The organism is Edwardsiella tarda ATCC 15947 = NBRC 105688, assembly GCF_003113495.2.
Lineage (GTDB): Bacteria > Pseudomonadota > Gammaproteobacteria > Enterobacterales > Enterobacteriaceae > Edwardsiella > Edwardsiella tarda.
Genome location: NZ_CP084506.1, coordinates 742,602 through 760,721 on the forward strand (window position 1 = coordinate 742,602; position 18,120 = coordinate 760,721).

Annotated in this window: 15 protein-coding genes; 4 read left to right on the forward strand and 11 right to left on the reverse strand. The window is 59.2% G+C overall.

Features of this window, described 5'->3' with window-relative positions; translation table 11 throughout:
* Positions 1–166: 166 nt before the first annotated feature.
* Complete coding sequence (btuF, locus tag DCL27_RS03435; protein WP_035598245.1) at positions 167–1,033, reverse strand: vitamin B12 ABC transporter substrate-binding protein BtuF; 867 nt, start codon at positions 1,031–1,033, stop codon at positions 167–169.
* A gap of 3 nt (positions 1,034–1,036) precedes the next feature.
* Positions 1,037–1,735 (reverse strand): 5'-methylthioadenosine/S-adenosylhomocysteine nucleosidase, encoded by a 699-nt coding sequence (gene mtnN, locus DCL27_RS03440; RefSeq protein ID WP_005289495.1) that lies wholly within the window; start codon positions 1,733–1,735, stop codon positions 1,037–1,039.
* 203 nt (positions 1,736–1,938) lie between these two features.
* Between mtnN and dgt the strand changes: the two genes are divergently transcribed.
* Positions 1,939–3,462 carry a dGTPase gene (gene dgt / locus DCL27_RS03445; protein ID WP_035598247.1) on the forward strand — a complete coding sequence of 508 codons (1,524 nt, stop codon included), beginning with the start codon at positions 1,939–1,941 and terminating at the stop codon, positions 3,460–3,462.
* 220 nt (positions 3,463–3,682) lie between these two features.
* Positions 3,683–5,095 (forward strand): serine endoprotease DegP, encoded by a 1,413-nt coding sequence (gene degP, locus DCL27_RS03450; RefSeq protein WP_005289490.1) that lies wholly within the window; start codon positions 3,683–3,685, stop codon positions 5,093–5,095.
* Positions 5,096–5,189: 94 nt separating this feature from the next.
* Here the strand turns inward: degP and DCL27_RS03455 are convergent, their stop codons facing one another.
* The 9 genes from DCL27_RS03455 to DCL27_RS03495 form a co-directional block, all read right to left on the reverse strand.
* A complete protein-coding gene (locus tag DCL27_RS03455) occupies positions 5,190–5,879 on the reverse strand; it encodes an ABC transporter ATP-binding protein (RefSeq protein ID WP_005289488.1) in 690 nt (229 codons plus the stop codon).
* Positions 5,876–7,555: an ABC transporter permease gene (locus DCL27_RS03460; protein WP_374189221.1), complete on the reverse strand. Its 1,680-nt coding sequence runs from the start codon at positions 7,553–7,555 to the stop codon at positions 5,876–5,878. Before DCL27_RS03460 ends, DCL27_RS03455 begins: the two co-directional genes overlap by 4 nt.
* Entirely contained in the window at positions 7,539–8,588 is a 1,050-nt protein-coding gene (locus DCL27_RS03465) for an extracellular solute-binding protein (protein WP_005289484.1), read from the reverse strand. Before DCL27_RS03465 ends, DCL27_RS03460 begins: the two co-directional genes overlap by 17 nt.
* A 261-nt stretch (positions 8,589–8,849) precedes the next feature.
* Positions 8,850–10,385: a multidrug efflux MFS transporter permease subunit EmrB gene (gene emrB / locus DCL27_RS03470; RefSeq protein WP_005289483.1), complete on the reverse strand. Its 1,536-nt coding sequence runs from the start codon at positions 10,383–10,385 to the stop codon at positions 8,850–8,852.
* Positions 10,386–10,402: 17 nt separating this feature from the next.
* Positions 10,403–11,578, reverse strand: a complete 1,176-nt coding sequence (gene emrA / locus DCL27_RS03475) for a multidrug efflux MFS transporter periplasmic adaptor subunit EmrA (RefSeq protein WP_005289480.1) — start codon at positions 11,576–11,578, stop codon at positions 10,403–10,405.
* 366 nt (positions 11,579–11,944) lie between these two features.
* A complete protein-coding gene (mprA, locus tag DCL27_RS03480; protein ID WP_005289478.1) occupies positions 11,945–12,463 on the reverse strand; it encodes a transcriptional repressor MprA in 519 nt (172 codons plus the stop codon).
* A 607-nt stretch (positions 12,464–13,070) separates the two neighbouring features.
* Entirely contained in the window at positions 13,071–13,556 is a 486-nt protein-coding gene (locus tag DCL27_RS03485) for a DUF1198 family protein (protein ID WP_005295105.1), read from the reverse strand.
* 165 nt (positions 13,557–13,721) lie between these two features.
* Complete coding sequence (locus tag DCL27_RS03490) at positions 13,722–14,246, reverse strand: Dps family protein (RefSeq protein WP_005289471.1); 525 nt, start codon at positions 14,244–14,246, stop codon at positions 13,722–13,724.
* Between the two features lie 142 nt (positions 14,247–14,388).
* On the reverse strand, positions 14,389–15,267 hold the full coding sequence (locus tag DCL27_RS03495; protein WP_005289469.1) for a LysR substrate-binding domain-containing protein: 879 nt from the start codon (positions 15,265–15,267) through the stop codon (positions 14,389–14,391).
* 108 nt (positions 15,268–15,375) lie between these two features.
* Between DCL27_RS03495 and DCL27_RS03500 the strand changes: the two genes are divergently transcribed.
* Together DCL27_RS03500 and DCL27_RS03505 are read left to right on the forward strand one after the other, a co-directional pair.
* Positions 15,376–16,368, forward strand: a complete 993-nt coding sequence (locus tag DCL27_RS03500) for a TDT family transporter (RefSeq protein ID WP_005295109.1) — start codon at positions 15,376–15,378, stop codon at positions 16,366–16,368.
* Between the two features lie 268 nt (positions 16,369–16,636).
* On the forward strand, positions 16,637–18,091 hold the full coding sequence (locus DCL27_RS03505) for a GGDEF domain-containing protein (protein WP_035598250.1): 1,455 nt from the start codon (positions 16,637–16,639) through the stop codon (positions 18,089–18,091).
* The last annotated feature ends 29 nt before the right edge of the window (positions 18,092–18,120 follow it).

Here is an 18,120-nt window from a genome sequence, read left to right on the forward strand (position 1 = left end):
CGTGGCGTTGCTATGTCGACGAGGCGAGTGGTCGCGGGCTTTTCGCTATTCTGTGCGGTGGCTCGCACCGATGGCCGATCCCACCGAATCTGGCGGCCTTTTGTCTGACAAGGGGAGGTGGGCGGAGGGGGGAAAATGGGGCGCGCGGTGGCGCGCCCCGAGGCACTCAAGTGGCGGGGTGCGCGCGGGATAAGGCCTGTAACTGGCTGCAGAGCGACTCGGCAGCCAGCAGGATGCGTGGCCCGCTGCGATTGAGCCAGTCGCGCTCGACGGCGATCACCGGCACCGTCAGTTGCGGGCGCCAGAAGTCGGCGACGCTGGCTGCCTGCTTGGCGTCGCCGCCGATGACGATCGCCTGGGGATGGCGCGCGATCACCTGTTCACGACTCACCTGTGGCCAGGGTACCGGGCTCTGGGCGAAGATATTCTGCGCGCCACACAGCGCCAGCAGATCGCTTTGTAACGTCTGGCCGGAGGTGGAGAACAGGGGTTGGCTGCCAAACTGCATCATCACCCGCAATGGCGCCCCTTGCGCATAGCGCTGGCGCAGCTCAGCCAAACGCTGGCGAAACGCGTTCGCGGCGCGGTGCGCCTGCTCCGGGTGGGGGCTGTAGGCGGCGAGCCGGTCGAGATCGTCGGCGATCTGCTCGACCCGCTGCGGATCGGCGTAGAAGATCGGAATGCCGAAGGAGGCGAGTTGATCGATCGCCCGGCGCGGGTTACCGCCATGCCAGGCTAGGATCAGATCGGGCTTCAATGCCAGGATCCGCTCCAGATTGATCCCGTTCCATGACGCCACCTTCTCCAACTTGGCGGCGGCCGGGGGATAATCGGAATAGGCGCTGACGGCCACCATGCGATCGCCCAGTCCGGCGGCATAGGCCAGCTCGGTGGTATGCGGCGAGAGGCTGATGACCCGCAGCGCCGCCGCCTGCAGCGGAGCGCACAGACTGGCGCCGAGCAGCAGGGCGGCCAGGGCGATGGCACCTTGTCTGCGTCTGCCGCGACGGCCTAGCCGGCGTAGGGCGAACATGGCTTACTGCTGGGCCAGTTCGCGCAGCATCGCTTCCACCATCAGGGTGGACTGCTCGGCGGCGACTTTGAGGAACTCATCGAAGCTGAGGTGTGAGACGTGATCGGCCACATCGGAGATGGCGCGAACGACCACGAAGGGGGTGGCGAAGGCATGGCAGACGTGGCCGATGGCGGCGGCTTCCATCTCGACGGCCGCCACCTGTGGGAAGGTGTGACGGATGCGGGCCAGCGGCTCGGCGCCGTTGATGAAGGCGTCGCCGCTACAGATCAAGCCGCGTACCGCGTTCAGTTGCAATGCACCGATGCAGCGTTCAGCCAGGGCGATCAGTGCCGCATCGGCGCTGAAGGCCGCCGGGCAACCCGCCATCTGACCCGGTTGGTAGCCAAAGGCGGTGACGTCGGCGTCGTGGTAACGGACTTCATCGGAGACCACGATGTCGCCGACGCGTAGGGTGCTGGCCAGGCCACCGGCGGAGCCGGTGTTGATCACCAGGTCAGGCTGGCAGTGATCCAGCAACAGGGTCGTGCCCATCGCGGCTGCGACCTTGCCGATGCCGGACTTCAACAGCGCCACCTCGACACCGTGCAGGCGGCCGGTGTAGATCTCGCAGCCGGCCAGGGTGAGGGTCTGGCAGTTTTCGATGCGTTCGCGCAGCAGGGTGACTTCCTGCTCCATAGCGCCAATGATGCCTACTTTCATATCAATACCTATCTTGGATGGAAAAACGAGGGATCGTCTCGGCAGTCTACCATAGCCGCGTGGCGGCTGCTGAGGCGCGCGGCGCGGCAGGATATCCCCGAGGCTGGGGGTGGGGCGGCAAGATGGGTAAATATCTGTTAGGCTGTGAAAAAACGGTGACGCGTCGCGTCACCTGCCGCGCCCACGATGATAGGAGGTTAGCCATGCGTATCGATTTCGCCGCCAAACTCAGTTACCAGCGTCCTTCACGTTCGGCGGGCGAGGCGCCGCTCCTGCACGATGCCTATGACATCAGCCGTCAGTTCGAAAGCGATCGTGGGCGTATCATCAATTCGGCGGCCATCCGTCGCCTGCAACAGAAGACCCAGGTATTCCCGTTGGAGCGTAATGCGGCGGTGCGTTCGCGTCTGACGCACTCGATGGAGGTCCAGCAGGTCGGGCGCCACATCGCGCGCGAGATCCTGCATTGCCTGGCCAAAGAGGGGCGTATCGATGCGCTGGGTCTAACGCACTATACCGACGCCTTCGAGAGCTGCGTCGAGATGGCCTGCCTGATGCACGATATGGGCAATCCGCCATTTGGTCACTTCGGCGAGGCGGCGATCAAGTCGTGGTTTGGCCGCGAGTTGGGGGTGAGCGCCGACGGCCATAATCAGCTGGATGACGAGGCCTGCCAAGTGCCCTTCCTGCGTCCTGATGGGCGCGATGCGGCGTTGGATCGCCTACGCGCGCAGTTGCGCATCGATCTGAGCAACTTCGAGGGGAACGCCCAATCCATTCGCCTGATCCATACCCTGCTGAAACTGAATCTGACCTATGGTCAGACGGCTTGTGTGTTGAAGTACACCCGCCCAGCCTACTGGCAGGGGCCGCTACCGCAGGGCTTCGACTACTTGATGAAGAAACCCGGCTACTACTGGGCGGAGGAGCGTTTTGTCACGCAGCTACGCGAGCAGGTGGCGATGCCCTTGTACCAGCGTTTTCCACTGACCTACATCATGGAGGCGGCGGATGATATCTCTTACTGCGTGGCGGATCTCGAGGACACGGTGGAGAAGCATCTGCTGAGCGTCGAGCAGTTGTATGGCTACCTGAAGGATGAGTGGGGGACGGTGAACGACGGCGATCTGTTTAGCATCGCGGTGCAGGACGCCTTCGATCGCTGCAATAAGAAATATGGGCGGCGCGGCGCAGACGATCTCTTTTTTATGTATCTGCGGGTGAATGTCATGAAGCTGTTGGTGCCCCATGCTGCGGCGTGCTTTTTAAATAATTTGCAACAGATTTTTATTGGTGCATTTAATGGTCCGTTACTCGCTGCCGGATCGGAAGAGTACCGCCTGTTGAATATATTTAAGCAGGTGGCGTTGAAGCATGTATTTAATCATTTCGAGGTGGAGCAACTGGAGTTGCAAGGGTATCGGGTGATTAAGGGACTGCTGGATATTTATAGCCCGCTGTTGGCGATGCCGTTAGAGGATTTCCAACGGCTGGTCCGTGATGACCGCCACGGTGACTATCTGATTGAAACGCGGTTGTTTCATAAGCTCTCGGTCAAGCATCGTCTGGCCTACCGTGAGGCGGTGGATGGCCTGGCGACGTTGGGTGAGGCGGCGCTGAGGGTGCAGGAATATTATTACCGCGCCCGCCTGATTCAGGACTATATCAGTGGCATGACCGATTTATATGCCTACGATGAGTATCGCAGGCTGATGGCGGCAGAATAATCACCTATTGGCGTAGGTATGCAGGGCGGGAGTTTTGTAAATGTGGGTGTATAAATATTTACGCTTCCTTGACCTTATTGTGGTGAACTTCATTTCCGTTTCCTACTCTTAGTAAACATAATATCACTGTCGATGTATCGCGGTGATAGTAGCTTTACGAAAAGTAAGACTACTGAATGAATCCGTTTTATCGTTGCTAAATACGAGAGAAAATCGTGCTATGAAAAAAACCACTTTAGTATTGAGTGCCGTCGCATTGAGCCTGGGTATGGCGCTGAGCCCGATGTCTGCCAGCGCGGCAGAGACTTCTTCCGCCACCACCGCTCAGGCGTTGCCGAGCCTGGCGCCAATGCTGGAGAAAGTGATGCCGTCCGTGGTCAGCATCAACGTTGAAGGCAGTGCGACGGTGAATAACAACGTCCCGTCACAGTTCCAACAATTTTTCGGTGAAGACTCCCCGCTGTGTCAACCGGGTTCCCCTTTCGGCGGTTCCCCGATGTGTCAGGGTGGCGGCAATGCACCGTCTAAAGAGCGCTTTAAGGCGCTGGGCTCTGGGGTGATCATCGATGCGGCCAAGGGCTACGTGGTGACCAATAATCACGTTGTCGCGAATGCCGACAGCATTAAGGTGCAACTGAGCGATGGCCGTCGCTTCGATGCCAAGGTGATCGGCACCGATCCGCGTACCGATATCGCGCTGATCCAACTGAAAGACGCTAAAAACCTGACCGCCATCAAGATGGCCGACTCCGACAAGCTGCGCGTCGGCGACTATGCGGTGGCGATCGGTAACCCGTATGGTCTGGGTGAGACGGTAACCTCGGGGATCGTCTCTGCGTTGGGGCGTAGTGGCTTGAATGTCGAGAACTACGAAAACTTTATTCAGACCGATGCGGCAATCAACCGGGGTAACTCCGGTGGCGCGCTGGTGAACCTGAACGGGGATCTGATCGGGATCAACACCGCTATCCTGGCGCCGGATGGCGGTAACATCGGTATCGGCTTCGCTATCCCGAGCAACATGGTGAAAAACCTGACGGGTCAGATGGTCGAGTACGGCCAGGTGAAACGCGGCGAGTTGGGCATCATGGGGACCGAGTTGAACTCCGAGCTGGCCAAGGCGATGAAGATCGATGCCCAGCGTGGTGCCTTCATCAGCCAGGTGCTGCCGAAGTCGGCGGCGGCGAAGGCGGGCCTGAAGGCCGGTGACGTCATCGTCTCGCTGAATGGCAAGAGCATCTCTAGCTTCGCCTCCTTCCGGGCAGAAATTGGCACCATGCCGGTCGGGAGTAAGTTGTCGCTGGGGATCATCCGTGACGGCAAGCCGATGACGGTTGAGGCGACGCTGGAGCAGAGTAGCCAGAGCCAGGTCGCGTCCGATAATATCTTCAGCGGTATCGAAGGGGCCGAGCTGAGCAATGCCGCCGGTGGCAAGGGCGTGAAGGTGGATAATGTGAAGAAAGGTTCCACCGCCGCGCGCATCGGGTTACAGAAAGGGGATGTGATCCTCGGGGTTAACCAGCAGGCGATCGCCAATATCGGCGAGCTGCGTAAGATCCTGGATGCGAAACCGCCGGTTCTGGCGTTGAACATTCAGCGTGGCGACAACACCCTGTATCTGTTGATGCAGTAACTCGGCGAGTCCGTCTTATCCAACGTCAATCGCCCGGCTTAGGCCGGGCGATTTTTTTTGTCTGGGGCGACGTTGAGCGCCATGGTTGTCTGGCTTACGCCGCCTCGGCACAGCCGATGGCGCGTCCCTGGGCGATGTGCAGGATCGGCCCGCCCATCGTGCGCGCCTCGTGGACGCTATGGGTCACCAGTAATGCGGTCTGACCGGCGGCGGCGAGGATAGCGCGCACCTCCTGACCGAGCCGCTCGCGTGTCGCCTCATCCAGGCTGGAGAAGGGCTCGTCCAGCAGCAGGATATCGGGTTGCGGAGCCAGGGCGCGCGCCAGGGCGACGCGCTGTTGCTGGCCGCCGGAGAGCGCATGGGGATAACGCTCGCCGATCCCCTCCAGCTCGATCAGCGTCAGCAGTTCGTGTACCCGTGCCTGCTGTTGCTGGCGCGACTGACGTCGCAGGCCGAAGGCGATGTTCTGCGCCACGTTCAGGTGCGGAAACAACGCATAATCTTGGAAGACCATGCCGACGCGGCGCTGCTCTGGTGGTAGATGGTGCTGTGGCGAGGCGACACAGCGTCCGGCGATGTGGATGCTGCCCTGGCTGAGGCGTTCAAAGCCGGCGATGGCCCGCAGCACGGTGGTCTTCCCGCTGCCGGAGGCGCCGAGGAGGCTAGCCAGCTCGCCCTGCTGTAGGCGTAGATCGAAGCCGTTCAGTACCGCCTGGGCATGGCGTCCTTCGCCATAGCTGACGTGTAGATTATCGAGGCTGAGGGCCAGGCTATGTATCATCATTCTCCCACCTGTTTCAACTGATTGCGAACCAACAAGGCCATGGGTAACGTGCCGGCCAACACGATCAACAGCGCGGCGATGGCGCCGTCTTCATAACTGCCGCGCGCCGCCTCGGCGTACAGTAGGGTCGCCAAGGTTTCGACATTCACCGGACGCAGCAGCAGGGTGATCGGCAGCTCCTTCATGGTGTCGGCGAAGACCAGCAGGGCGCTCCCGATCAGCGCCGGACGCAGCAGCGGCAGGTGTACGCGCCAGAAGGTCGCGCGCTCGTTGGCACCGAGGGAGCGGGCGGCCTGCTCCAGACTGGGCGGGATACGCGCCAGTCCGGCGTCTAATGCCCCCAGGGTGATGGTCTGGAAGCGCAGGGTACAGCAGAGCACCAGCAGCAGGCCGCAGGAGAACAGCGGCAGGCCGCGTATCTCCAGCACGCCAGCCAGCCAGCGATCGGCGTACAGCGCCGGCGGCATAAAGCCGATGGCGAGGATCGTCCCCGGTACGGCATACCCCAGCGAGGCCAGGCGCAGGCTCAGACGGCGCAGCGGTGAGCTAGCCGGCGCCAGCGCGCGAATGCGGGCGTACCAGGCGAGCGCCAGACTGATCGCCACGGCCAGCAGAGTCACGCTTAGCGCCAGGATCAGGGTGTTGCTCAACGCGGACAACAGTTCGCCCGATGGCAAGGTTTGGCTCTCTAGGCGTTTTATGCTTTGCCCGATCAGATGCACCAGCGGGACGACGAAGCCCAACAGCAGCGGCAGGGCAGTCACGGCCGTCAGCAGCCAGGCGCGCGCGCCATGCAACGGTTGAGGCTGGAGGGTGCGCAGACCACGCCCCGCGTAGCGCTGGCGGCGGCGGCCATACATCTCCAGCGTGAGCAGCAGGAAGATAAAGCCTAACATCATGCAGGCGATCTGGGCGGCGGCGGCGATATCAGAACGGGTGATCCAGGTGGTGTAGACGGCGACGGTCAGCGTCTGGACACCGAGAAACTCCGAGGCGCCGAGATCGTTCAGGGTCTCCAGCAGCGCCAGGCTAATGCCGACGGCTAACGCCGGGCGGGCGAGGGGCAGGACCACGCGCCAGAAGGTCGTGCGTCCATTCTCGCCCAAGGTGCGCGCCGCCTCCAGCAGATGGGCCGGCTGGCTGATGAACATCGCCCGCATCGTCAGGTAGACGTAGGGATAGAGCACCAGGCTGAACAATACGATGGCCCCGCCAACGGATCGGATGTCCGGCAGACGGAACTGGCGCGGGCTGTCGTAGCCGAGTAGCTGGCGCAATGCGCTCTGTAGCGGGCCGATGGGATGCAGCAGATCCAGCCAGGAGAAGGCGACGATGTAGGTCGGCATCGCCAGCGGGAGCAGCAGGCCCCAGGTTAATAAGCGTCGACCGGGAAACTGGAAGGCGCTGACCGCCCAGGCGCAGCCGACGCCGATGGCGCCGGCCAGCAGCGCGACGCCGAGCAACAGCAGTAGGGTGTTGAACGTGGCCTGCGGTAGGACATAGCACAGCAGATTAGTCCAGTGGGCCACGCCGCCGTCCAGTGCCAACCACAACAGCGAGAGCAACGGGGTGACGGCCAGCAATGCCACCAAGATGGCGCCGGGCGCCAAGGGAGAGCGGAGCGGGCCGCCCGCCGGTATAAACCGGCGGGGAAGGAATTTACTGATCGAAGCCAACTTTATCCACCAACAGGCTGGCCTGTTTACGCTGTTTAACGATTTCGGTCAACGGCAACGGGTCGGGCGTGATGGTACCGATGGTTTGGGCGATGACCGGATCCAGCTCCACCCCCTGGCGTACCGGGTACTCATAGTTGGCACGGGCATAGCGCTGTTGCGCCTCGGGCGAAACCAGATACTCCATCAGTTGTACCGCCGCCTGGCGGTTGGGGGCATGGCGGGCGACGGCGGCGCCGCTGATATTAACGTGGGTGCCACCCGTGGCGAAGGTCGGTTTGATCACGTTGATCGCCTCGCCCCACTGGCGTGCGTCGCTACCCGGTTTGGCATTCTTCAAGTGACCGACGTAGTAGGAGTTGGCGATGCCGATGTCGCAGATACCCCCGAGGATATCGCGCGCCACGTCGCGATCGCCGCCGGTCGGTTTACGCGCCAGGTTGGCCTTGAGCGCGCGCAGCCACTGTTCGGTCTTCGCCTCACCCTGGTGGGCGATCATCGCCGCCACCAGCGCGGTGTTATAGGGATGCTGACCGGAACGCATACAGATCCGCTTGCTCCACTCCGGCTTGGCCAGATCCTCATACTGGATCGCGCCGCTGGGAAGATCCTTGGCGATATACAGCACGCGAGCGCGCATCGACAGCGCGAACCACTGGTTATCGCTGCCACGCAGGTTGGCCGGAATGGCCTGGATCAGCGTCGCGGAGTTGACGGGCTGCGTCACCCCAGCCTCGACCAGATCCAGCAGGTTGCCAGCATCGACGGTCATCAGCAGATCGGCGGGGGAGTTAGCCCCTTCGGCCTTCAGACGCTCCAACATGCCATCTTTGATATAGACCGTGTTGACCTGGACTCCACTCTGTTGACTCCATCCTTCGAGCAGCGGCTTAATCAGCCCTGGCTCGCGGGTGGTATACAGCGTGAGCGATTCGCTGGCCGCGCCGGCAGGCAGGGCGCTCAGGCCGAACAGCAGGCTGGCTGCGCCCAGTCGTAGCCAGGTGTTTATACGAGAGGATAGAGTGCGCATCATCGATTATTCTCCAGATCAACGGGGGGCGGCGCGCGACCGGCGGCGCCGTTCCAAGTGAATCGAATTGTAAATGATAATGACTTTTAATTTCAATTTAATTCTTTTTACTGTAACCGATGCCCGCGACAGATCAGTAGGCCGCTGAGTCGCCGCTGTGACGAGTCAGCATAAGAATGGAGGGTGAGTGTGGTGCGAGGCGGGGAGGGGCCGCGTCCCCCCCTGGAGGGGAGGACGCGGCAGCTATTTCGGCGTGGCGCGGGATTAGTGGGCGCCGCCGCTGTCACCGGCACTGGAGAAGGGAGGCTTAGCGAACCAAATCAGCACCAACAGCACCAGGAAGACGCCAGCCGAGGCCCAGAAGATCTCGTTGGCCGAGATGATCAGGCCCTGGGCGGTGATGTCCTGGGCGATCAGGGCGGAGGCCTGGTGACTGCTCAACCCCAGTTTCTCCATCTCGCCATAGGCCTGCTGGGCGACGGGGTTGTAGGGCGTAATCGATTCGGCCAGGTGCGTGTGGTGTAGCGCCTCGCGCCGCGTCCACAGCGTGGTGGTGATCGAGACCCCGATCGAACCGGCGAGGGTGCGGCAGAAGTTGCTCAGGCTGGAGGCGGCGGCGATGCGATCCGGCGGCAGACCCGACAGGCTAATGGTGGTCAGCGGCATAAAGAAACAGGCCACGGCGAAGCCCTGCACAAACTGCGGCCAGGCCGAGGCACCGAAGTCCATGCCCGGTTCGAAGCTGTAGGCGCGCCAGTAGAAGCAGATGGCATACATGATAAAGCTAAAGGTAACCAGGCGGCGCATGTCGAGACGCGCGCCGAAGCGGCCGATGATCGGCGACAGCAAGACCGGAATGAAGCCGACCGGCGCCGAGGCCAACCCGGCCCAGGTGGCGGTGTAGCCATACACCTCCTGGAGCAGCTGCGGCAGCAGTACGATCGCGCCGAAGTAGAGCATATAGGCCAGGCTGATGCACAGCACGCCGATGGTAAAGTTGCGGATCTTGAATAGCGACAGATCCACCACCGGATGCTCGTCCGTCAGCTCCCAGATGAGCAGGAAGACCAGCGCGACCACCGCCACCACCGTCAACAGGATGATTTCCGGCGAGTTGAACCAGTCCAGCTCTTTCCCTTTGTCCAGCATCACCTGTAGGCAACCGACGCCCAACGCCAACAGCACCAGGCCGACGGTATCGATCGGCTTCTGTTCGATGCGGGTCTCGCGTCCCTTCAGGGTCGACATACTCACCAGCACCACCCCGATGCCGAGCGGTACGTTGATAAAGAAGATCCAGCCCCAGTGGTAGTTGTCGCTGATGTAGCCGCCGAGTATGGGCCCACAGATCGGGGCGACGATCACCGTCATCGACCAGAGGGCCAAGGCCATGTTGCGCTTGGCGGGAGGATAGTTGCCAAGCAGCAGACTCTGAGATAGCGGGATCAACGGACCGGCCACCAGGCCTTGCAGCACACGGAACAGGATCAGCATCTCCAGGCTCTGCGAGATCCCGCACAGCCAAGAGGTGAGGGCGAACAGGCCGGTCGACCACAGGAATAGCCGGACCTCGCCGAAACGCTTCGCCAGCCAGCCGGTGATGGGGATCGAGATGGCGTTCGCCACCCCGAACGAGGTGATCACCCAGGTCCCCTGGGAGTTGGAGGCCCCCAAGTTACCCGAGATGGTCGGGATGGCCACGTTGGCAATGGTGGAATCCAGCACCTGCATGAAGGTCGCCATCGATAGGGCGATGGTCATCCAGGCAAGCTTGGCTCCTTCAAGCGGTTTTTGTTGCACGGGCACCTCGGCGCGGATTAAGCGGCATTCGCCTGGATGATCTCGGCGATCACGCGGTTCACCGGCGCCAGATCCAGCGTCAGCACGTCGCTCTGATAGGCCGGGGTCTTACGCACCTGTTGGGCCAGCACCGCACCCTGCGTATCGGCGGTGTTAACCGTGACCAGCGTGGAGAGGCCGATACGCAGTGGGTACTGAGCCAGTTGCTGGGCGTTCAGCTCAATACGCACCGGCAGACGTTGTACCACCTTGATCCAGTTACCGGTGGCGTTCTGTGCGGGCAGCAGGGAGAAGGCGCTGCCGGTCCCCATATCCAGGCCGACGACCTTACCCTGGTACACCACCTTGTCGCCGTACATGTCGCTGACGACGGTGGCGGGTTGGCCGATGCGCATATTGGCCAGTTGCGTCTCTTTAAAGTTGGCATCTACCCACATCTGATTGGCGGGGACGACGGCCATCAATGGGGTATTCGGCGAGATCTGCGCGCCGACCTGAACGCTACGCTGTGAGACATAGCCGGTCACCGGGCTGCGGATCTGGGTCCGCTCCAGCGCCAGCCAGGCATCGCGTACCTGTGCCGCCGCCTGCAAGACGGCCGGTTGCTTCTCTAGCGGGGTATTCAGGATCAGCGCCTGGTTGGCGTTGTATTGTTGGATGGCGACATCCAGCGCGGCGCGGGCGCTCTCCATGGCGTCCTGGGCGTGTTGTAACTCCTCACGGCCGATGGCACCGGAACGGCTCAGCGCCAGACGGCGTTGATAGTCGCTGCTGGCCTTACTCAAGGCGACCTGATTCACGACGATGTTGGCCTGGTACTGCTTGGCGTTGACCATCAGCTGGTGGGTCTGGCGCACGCTATTGGCTAAGGCCGTCTTGGCACGCTCGTAGGCTTGTTGGGCATCGGTCTTATCCAGGGTGACCAGCACGTCGCCAGCCTTCACCAGATCGGTCCCTTCGAAATTGACTTGCGTTACGCTGCCGGAGACTTGGGCGTTAATCTGCACCAGGTTGCCGGTGACATAGGCGTCGTCGGTATCCTGGTGGTGACGTAGCACGATGAACCAGTAGGCTAGATAGGCGAGGGCGATCAGAATGAACACACAGGTCATCGCCAACATCCAGGTTTTACGCTGTCTCTTCTTATTCGGGGCGGGGGCTTGCTGAACCTGTTTCGCCACATTGTCACTCATGGTGTATCTCCGAGTTTCTTCTTGATTCTATAGAGTTTAATTGGTTTTTTTATGCTGCATGTATTCCTCCCGCCATGGGCCAACGCCCAGCGATTCCCGCAGCCTGAAATAGGCGCAGGAGAAGAGTCGCGGAGGGAGTCAAACGGTAAAGAGTCTTAGACGCGCATTGAAACAGACCGTCATACCCATCGTCTGGCGGATACGTGCGCTATATCGTCGGATGCGGAGAAATTCGGCAATCGGGACAGGATTCGGATCGCGCGCAAAGGAACCCCGCCACCGTAACGCTCGGGAACCAGCGAGTCAGGGCAAAGGGGCGGACGCGCGATCGTCTACATAAATAAGGGGTGCTATCGGCTCACCGGCTTACTGTGTCAATCCTGACTGCTCCATCTCTTCAATGCGCGATAACAGCTTACGTGTCAATACTTCCAATTGTTGTTGCTCTTCCTGTGTTAACGTAGACCATAAGAAGTGTAGACACTTATGCTGTGGCGGGATGATTTCGGCTAAAAATGCCTTCCCCGCTTCCGTCAGATGCAGATGGAGGCAACGACGATCATTGTCGCTTTCGCGCCGCTCAATCCAGCCACGTTTTTCCAACTCATCGGCAATGCGAGTCGCATTGGTACGCGATGACCCTAATGCCGCGCTGAGTTCGGAAGGTTGAATACTATAGTCCTCTTGCGCATCCAGCGTGATCAACGCCATAAACAGCGTCTCATTAATTCCTTGTTCTTTCAGCATCTTGTTGCGGTTTTCCAGCAACTTATTCTGCATATGCATGCACAGGCGGGTCAGCAGGATCTCCTGGTAAGGAAAATCGCTCTGTCGCTTTGCGCGTTGCTTCAGCATTTCTTCGATTTGAGTGATAGAACGTGGCATTGAGTAATGACCTCATTAGTTTCATTGATTATAGTAACTTCGGTTATCAGTTTTGTAAACGATGTTTCTGAGAAAGCGCTAACCGGTGTGGTAATAAATTTACTGAGGAAATTATAATGGAGTAATTTATTGTTTTTAATGAATTATTTATAGTGGGTCGAGAGACGAGATCGTCGCAACGGAGATATGGCGGACAGTCGCAGTGAACCAACGGGCAGCGACTGGCGATGCTTACTGAAGCGTGCAGGTGTGGGCTATACATTTTTTCACTATTATCGAGTTAGGCCAGTAACTCTTTATTTTTATAAAAAATGTCCTTACTCGATGGCGCCGGGATTCCGATCCGGCACAGGTCTCCGCCGTGGACACCTGCTTATACCGCCCGTCGATGGCGCTGGACGTGGCGGGGTTCAAGGGACCCGCGCGACCCACTCACACGATGCCGCAGGGACGATCTGCTGAGGCGGATGGTGGACGAAGCGCATGGATTGAACCATTTCGTTAACTAATTAGAGTGAGAATAAAAAGTTATGCTACTAATATGCAATAAATCACATGTCAGATTTGTGACATACACTACAAGAAACGTTAACGGTGCTTATTATAGTTATCTGAAATGGTCAAGGATATAGATATTATCACCCTTTTCGCCTATTTCTTCGCTCGCTGGGGCAAAAAGCTGCTGGTAACGTAGGCGAAAAGCGAGCATCTCTGCGGGATCAGGCTCTAACTCGCATAGAAAATCGAGAGCCAATCTTACTTGTTGTGGGCTGATATCGGCATTTAACCCGGCCTTACGTATTAGCGAACGCCAATAATTCAGATTGTCATCAGACCCATTAACGATGAAAGTCTGATAGATCAATAACACCATCGCCGCATTATTGAGATGCGATTCCGTGCCATTGAGCAGATAACGCACAAAGGCCTCACCTTGCTGTTTCCCCATCTGACTGAGTAAGGACTCGACATGTACCGGCTCGATGTTGAGACGCTGGGTTAAGCGTTGGCACGCCCGTCGGGTGGGGGTATTAAGCACACGAAAGCCGGCGATAAACACCAATGCCAGCGTGGCGAGCATTAACCAGATCATGCCGCTCTCCGCAAGTAACAGAGGGGACATCATACGGGCAAAGTGAACGATCGGCCAGCGTGGCGGCGCGATCCCGCCGTCGGCAGCACGGAATAGGAAGGGGATGAGTGGGGAGATTGGCGCGAGAGAAAGAAAACGGCGCCCCTAGGGCGCCGTGAGTCACGATTATGAGCGACGGCAAGCCTCGAACAGGAACCAGACACGACGTTCAGTTTCGTCGATCCAGTTCTCAATCAGGCTAGCGCTGGAGATATCGTGGTATTCGTCGCAGACTGCATGGGCGGCACGCAGTTCGGCGGCAATCTGTTTGTTGTCTTCGCACAGCTCGGCCAGCATATCGAGCGGATCGACATATTCAGCATCATTATCTTTGATGCGTTGGATGCGGGCGATTTCACCGATGGAGTGCAGGGTAGTGCCGCCCACTTTACGTACGCGTTCGGCAAGGTCATCGGTCATGGCAAACAGTTGTGCGCTTTGCTCGTCTAGCAGCAGGTGGTAGTCACGGAAATGTGCCCCACTCATGTGCCAGTGGAAATTCTTGGTTTTCAGGTAAAGGGCAAAAATGTCGGCCAACAGTGCATTCATTGCTGCGCTGATTGCTTTGGTTGCCTCATGACCCAGATCGGTCGGGGTAGACAGGGGGAGACGTTGGCGTGCTTGGACGTCGCTTTTCTTAACCGTGCTCATCTTGATCTCCTTAGAATTAGATAATCAAAGCAGCAGTAGTGCTCAGTACCCAAGCAGTATAGATCATCCTTCGTTAGTAGGGGTTTATTTATAATACATAGCGTTTCAAACAGATGCGGCCAGTAATCGTTACAGCTCGGTGTTATGTGCGCCAATTACGACAAAAATCCAGCCATAGGTTGAGGGTGGGAGAGAGATACTTACTGCGTTGCAGACAGAGCGAGAAGTGGCGGCTAAAACGCTGCTCGCAAGGCAGGGTACAGAATTGACCAGCGTACAGCGGCTGCTCCAACATGCGGCGTGAGATAAAGGTGATGCCCAGATTGTTTTTGACACAGGCCAGGATGGCGTCGAAGGCGTCCAGCGACAACACCACCTGCGGATTATCCAAGCATGGCGCTAGCTGGTGATCGAAGAAGGCGCGGCTGGCGGAGCCCGCCTCGCGCAGTAACCAGCGTTCCCGACTGAGTTGCTCAAAGGTCAGCGGCCCGCTCCCCGCGAGTGGGTGTGCCAGACTGGCGACGACCACCATCTCATCTTCGATCCAAGGATGGCAGAGCAAGGCGGGATCGGTGACCGGCCCCTCAAGGAGTGCGACATCCAACTCGAAGCCGGCCACCATACCGGCGATGGCTTGGGTATTGGCGATGATCGGCAGAGGCAGCCAGCCATAGCGCTGCTGAAAGGCACAGAGCAGATCGGGTAATAGGTAGCTGCCGATGGTCTTGGTGCAGCCGACCAGCAGGCGTGTGTCGCCGTTACCGTTGTCGAACAGGGCCTCCACGCCCTGCATACGCGTCAATAATTCGTCGGCGACCGGCAGTAGGCGCTGCCCCTCGTGGTTTAACAGGAGGCGGGCGTGCTGACGCTCGAACAGCCGTACCCCGAGTTGGCTCTCCAGTTCACTCAGGGTCTGGGAGAGGGCGCCCTTGGTCATGAACAGTTGGGCGGCGGCCTGCGTCAGCGTGCCGCCGCGCGCGATGGCGACGAAGACGCGTAGCTGTTTGAAGGTGATGTTCATTGTTTAGTTTCTCTAAACCAATGGTAAGATATTTATTGATTTTTTAAATAATATCCTGTGGCTATAGTATGAGCCATAGAAACAATGAAAAACATATGAGGTGTTCAGGTGTTGAGATTAATTCATCGCAAAGTTCGTAGCATGCCCACCCCGGCAGCCGGGCTGGCTCTGGGTATCGCGAGTATCGGTTGGTGTTTGGAGAATGCGCTGCCGCTGAATGGTATCGGGCAGAACATTGGGGCACTGATCGCCGGCGCGATCCTGCTGGCATTAACCGTGCGCTTTATTTTTCACCCAGACACGCTGATGCAAGACATCAAACATCCGGTGGTGGGCAGTATCGTGCCGACCTTCGCCATGGCGACGATGGTTGTCTCCGTTGCCGTTGGGCATTATCTGCCACGAGTCGGCATGGCCTTGTGGCTGGGCGCGGTGGCGGTACACCTGATTGCGCTGGCGCTGTTTTTCTTCCATCGTGCCCGTGAACCGCGTATGCACCATATGGTACCGAGTTGGTTCGTGCCGCCGGTGGGTATCATCGTCGCCGATGTCTGCTGTCCGGGCGCGCCGTTTGTCGGTTTTGCCCAGTGGCTGCTGGTGATCGGGATGGTGAGCTACCTGATCATGCTGCCGCTGATGATCTACCGCTTCATGTTCTGTAACGAAGTACCGGATGCGGCGAAGCCGACCATCGCCATCATGGCGGCACCGGCAAGCCTCTCTCTGGCGGGTTATCTGACCGTGGTAGAGCAACCCTCTCTGCTGATCTGCGCCATCCTGTTGGGTATCGCGTTACTGATGACGGTGGTGATTTACTGCTCCTTCTTCCGTCTGTTGCAGTTGCCGTTCAGCCCGGGTTATGCGGCCTTCACCTTCCCGATGGCAATCGGTGCTACCGCGCTGTACAAGATGTCTCATCTGGTCGCGCAGTATCCGGGGGCGGAAGAGTATGCCGCTCAACTGCACCTGATGGCGACGGTCGAGGTGGCGATTGCCACGGTGATTATCGCTTACGTCGCCCTGCGTTATGCCCACAACTACTGGCTGCCGGGATTGCGTCTGAGCAATAAGCATGACACCTCATGTAAACCGATGGCTTGATGGAGAGTGATGTTAATGAATAGTCGCGCCGTCTCTGTTGCACCGTTACTGGCCGTATTGCTGTTCGTCGTGTGTAGCGTATGGGCCCTGTTTCTCTAAAGATGTAATGACTCTGTAATCGTTGTATCGCTTTCCCCGGCCCGTCGGCCGGGGTTTTTTATTTCTCCCACCCCGCACCCTGCATCCCGCCTCCACTGTTCTATAGTAATAACGTCAGGCTGCTTGCGTTGCCGCCGCTTGATGCCCTAGCCCGAGAAGGAGAGACGCCGTGAACGACCCCGATCCGTCGCCGACCCATGCCATCCCGCCCGTGTCGACCGCATCTCCCGCGGACGATGACGAGGTATACCGCGCTATCCTGCGGATGGGGCTCGCGAATTTGCATATGCAGTTAGGGGTGATCAGCCGGGTCAGTAACAACATCGCCAGCGTCCTCTATTGCTATCCCGTGTCGGCGGCCTTTCCGCCCGGTAGTCGATTGAGCCTCAGCGCCGATTTTAGTCGACGGGTGATAGATGAGGATCGTCTGGTGGTGTATGCCGATCCGCCCGCCGAGGCCGTTCAGCAACTGCCCGCGGCCTATCGGGCGCAGCCGTTGGGATGTTATATCGGGGTACCGCTGTGGCTGGGGGCGGAGCGCTACGGCCTACTGGAGTTACTCTCCACCCAGGCGCCGATGGCGCCGTTCAGTGAGGCGCAACTGGCCGATGTCGCGCTGTTAGCGCGTAGCATCGGTTACCTGCTGCATCAGGCGCAACTACGCCAAGCGAACCAGCAACTGATACGCGAGAATCAACGCATCAATACGGTCATCGATAAGGCATTTAAATATGCGGCGATCGGTATGGCGCTGGTGGCACCGGGCGGCTATTTCCGTCGCGCGAATCGTACCTTCTGTAAGATGCTGGGTTACAGCGAGACGGAGATGCGTAGTATCTGTTTTCAGAGCATCACGCACCCGGACGATTTGGCGTTGGACTTGCAGAACCTGGAGGCGTTGGCGCAGCGGCACATCGACTTCTATACCGTGGAGAAGCGCTACCTGATGAAGGCGGGGACCTACCTCTGGGTGCGCCTGAGCGTCTCGGCCATCTACGACGAGGAGGCGGTGCTGTTTTACATCTCGCAGATCCAGGATATTCAAGCCGAGCGTACGGCATTGCGTGAGCTGGCGGCACAGCGCGAACAGTTGGAGCGCCTGAATCAGGCGTTGACCCTCCAGGCGAATATCGACTACCTGACGGGCATCCGTAACCGGCGCAGCCTGATACAACAGTTCGCGGCGATGTTAGCGCAGTCGGGCTCCTTGGTGGCGCTGGCGTTGTTCGATCTGGATTACTTCAAACACTACAACGACACTTATGGCCATCAGGCGGGCGACGAGGCCTTGGTCTATTTTGCCGACGCGTTGCGCCACCATTTTCGCGAGCCGGAGAGCCTGATCGGCCGCTTCGGTGGCGAGGAGTTCATCGTCTTGTGCAGTGCCGAGCATGCCTGTGGTGCGTTGGCGCGCTTGGATAGCTTGCGCGAGACGCTGGATTACGGCAGCGATAAGGCATTGCAGGGGCATCTCACCGTGAGTATCGGCTGTGTGCTGCTGCCACGGCAGAGTGTGACCCCCAACGACTTCGATGCCTTGGTACACCATGCCGATGAGATGCTGTATCAGGCGAAGAATAGTGGCCGTAACCGATTGAAACATCGTGAATTGAAGACGCTGTAAGGTGGGCTGGCGCGAGGGCGCCTCCATGC

Excerpts from the sequence above, each read along its gene's own strand:
- emrA (WP_005289480.1), bottom strand. The coding sequence starts at position 11,578 with ATGAGTGACAATGTGGCGAAACAGGTTCAGCAAGCCCCCGCCCCGAAT.
- mprA (WP_005289478.1), bottom strand. The coding sequence starts at position 12,463 with ATGCCACGTTCTATCACTCAAATCGAAGAAATGCTGAAGCAACGCGCA.
- DCL27_RS03485 (WP_005295105.1), bottom strand. The coding sequence starts at position 13,556 with ATGATCTGGTTAATGCTCGCCACGCTGGCATTGGTGTTTATCGCCGGC.
- dgt (WP_035598247.1), top strand. The coding sequence starts at position 1,939 with ATGCGTATCGATTTCGCCGCCAAACTCAGTTACCAGCGTCCTTCACGT.
- mtnN (WP_005289495.1), bottom strand. The coding sequence starts at position 1,735 with ATGAAAGTAGGCATCATTGGCGCTATGGAGCAGGAAGTCACCCTGCTG.
- DCL27_RS03495 (WP_005289469.1), bottom strand. The coding sequence starts at position 15,267 with ATGAACATCACCTTCAAACAGCTACGCGTCTTCGTCGCCATCGCGCGC.
- DCL27_RS03455 (WP_005289488.1), bottom strand. The coding sequence starts at position 5,879 with ATGATGATACATAGCCTGGCCCTCAGCCTCGATAATCTACACGTCAGC.
- degP (WP_005289490.1), top strand. The coding sequence starts at position 3,683 with ATGAAAAAAACCACTTTAGTATTGAGTGCCGTCGCATTGAGCCTGGGT.
- btuF (WP_035598245.1), bottom strand. The coding sequence starts at position 1,033 with ATGTTCGCCCTACGCCGGCTAGGCCGTCGCGGCAGACGCAGACAAGGT.
- DCL27_RS03465 (WP_005289484.1), bottom strand. The coding sequence starts at position 8,588 with ATGATGCGCACTCTATCCTCTCGTATAAACACCTGGCTACGACTGGGC.
- DCL27_RS03490 (WP_005289471.1), bottom strand. The coding sequence starts at position 14,246 with ATGAGCACGGTTAAGAAAAGCGACGTCCAAGCACGCCAACGTCTCCCC.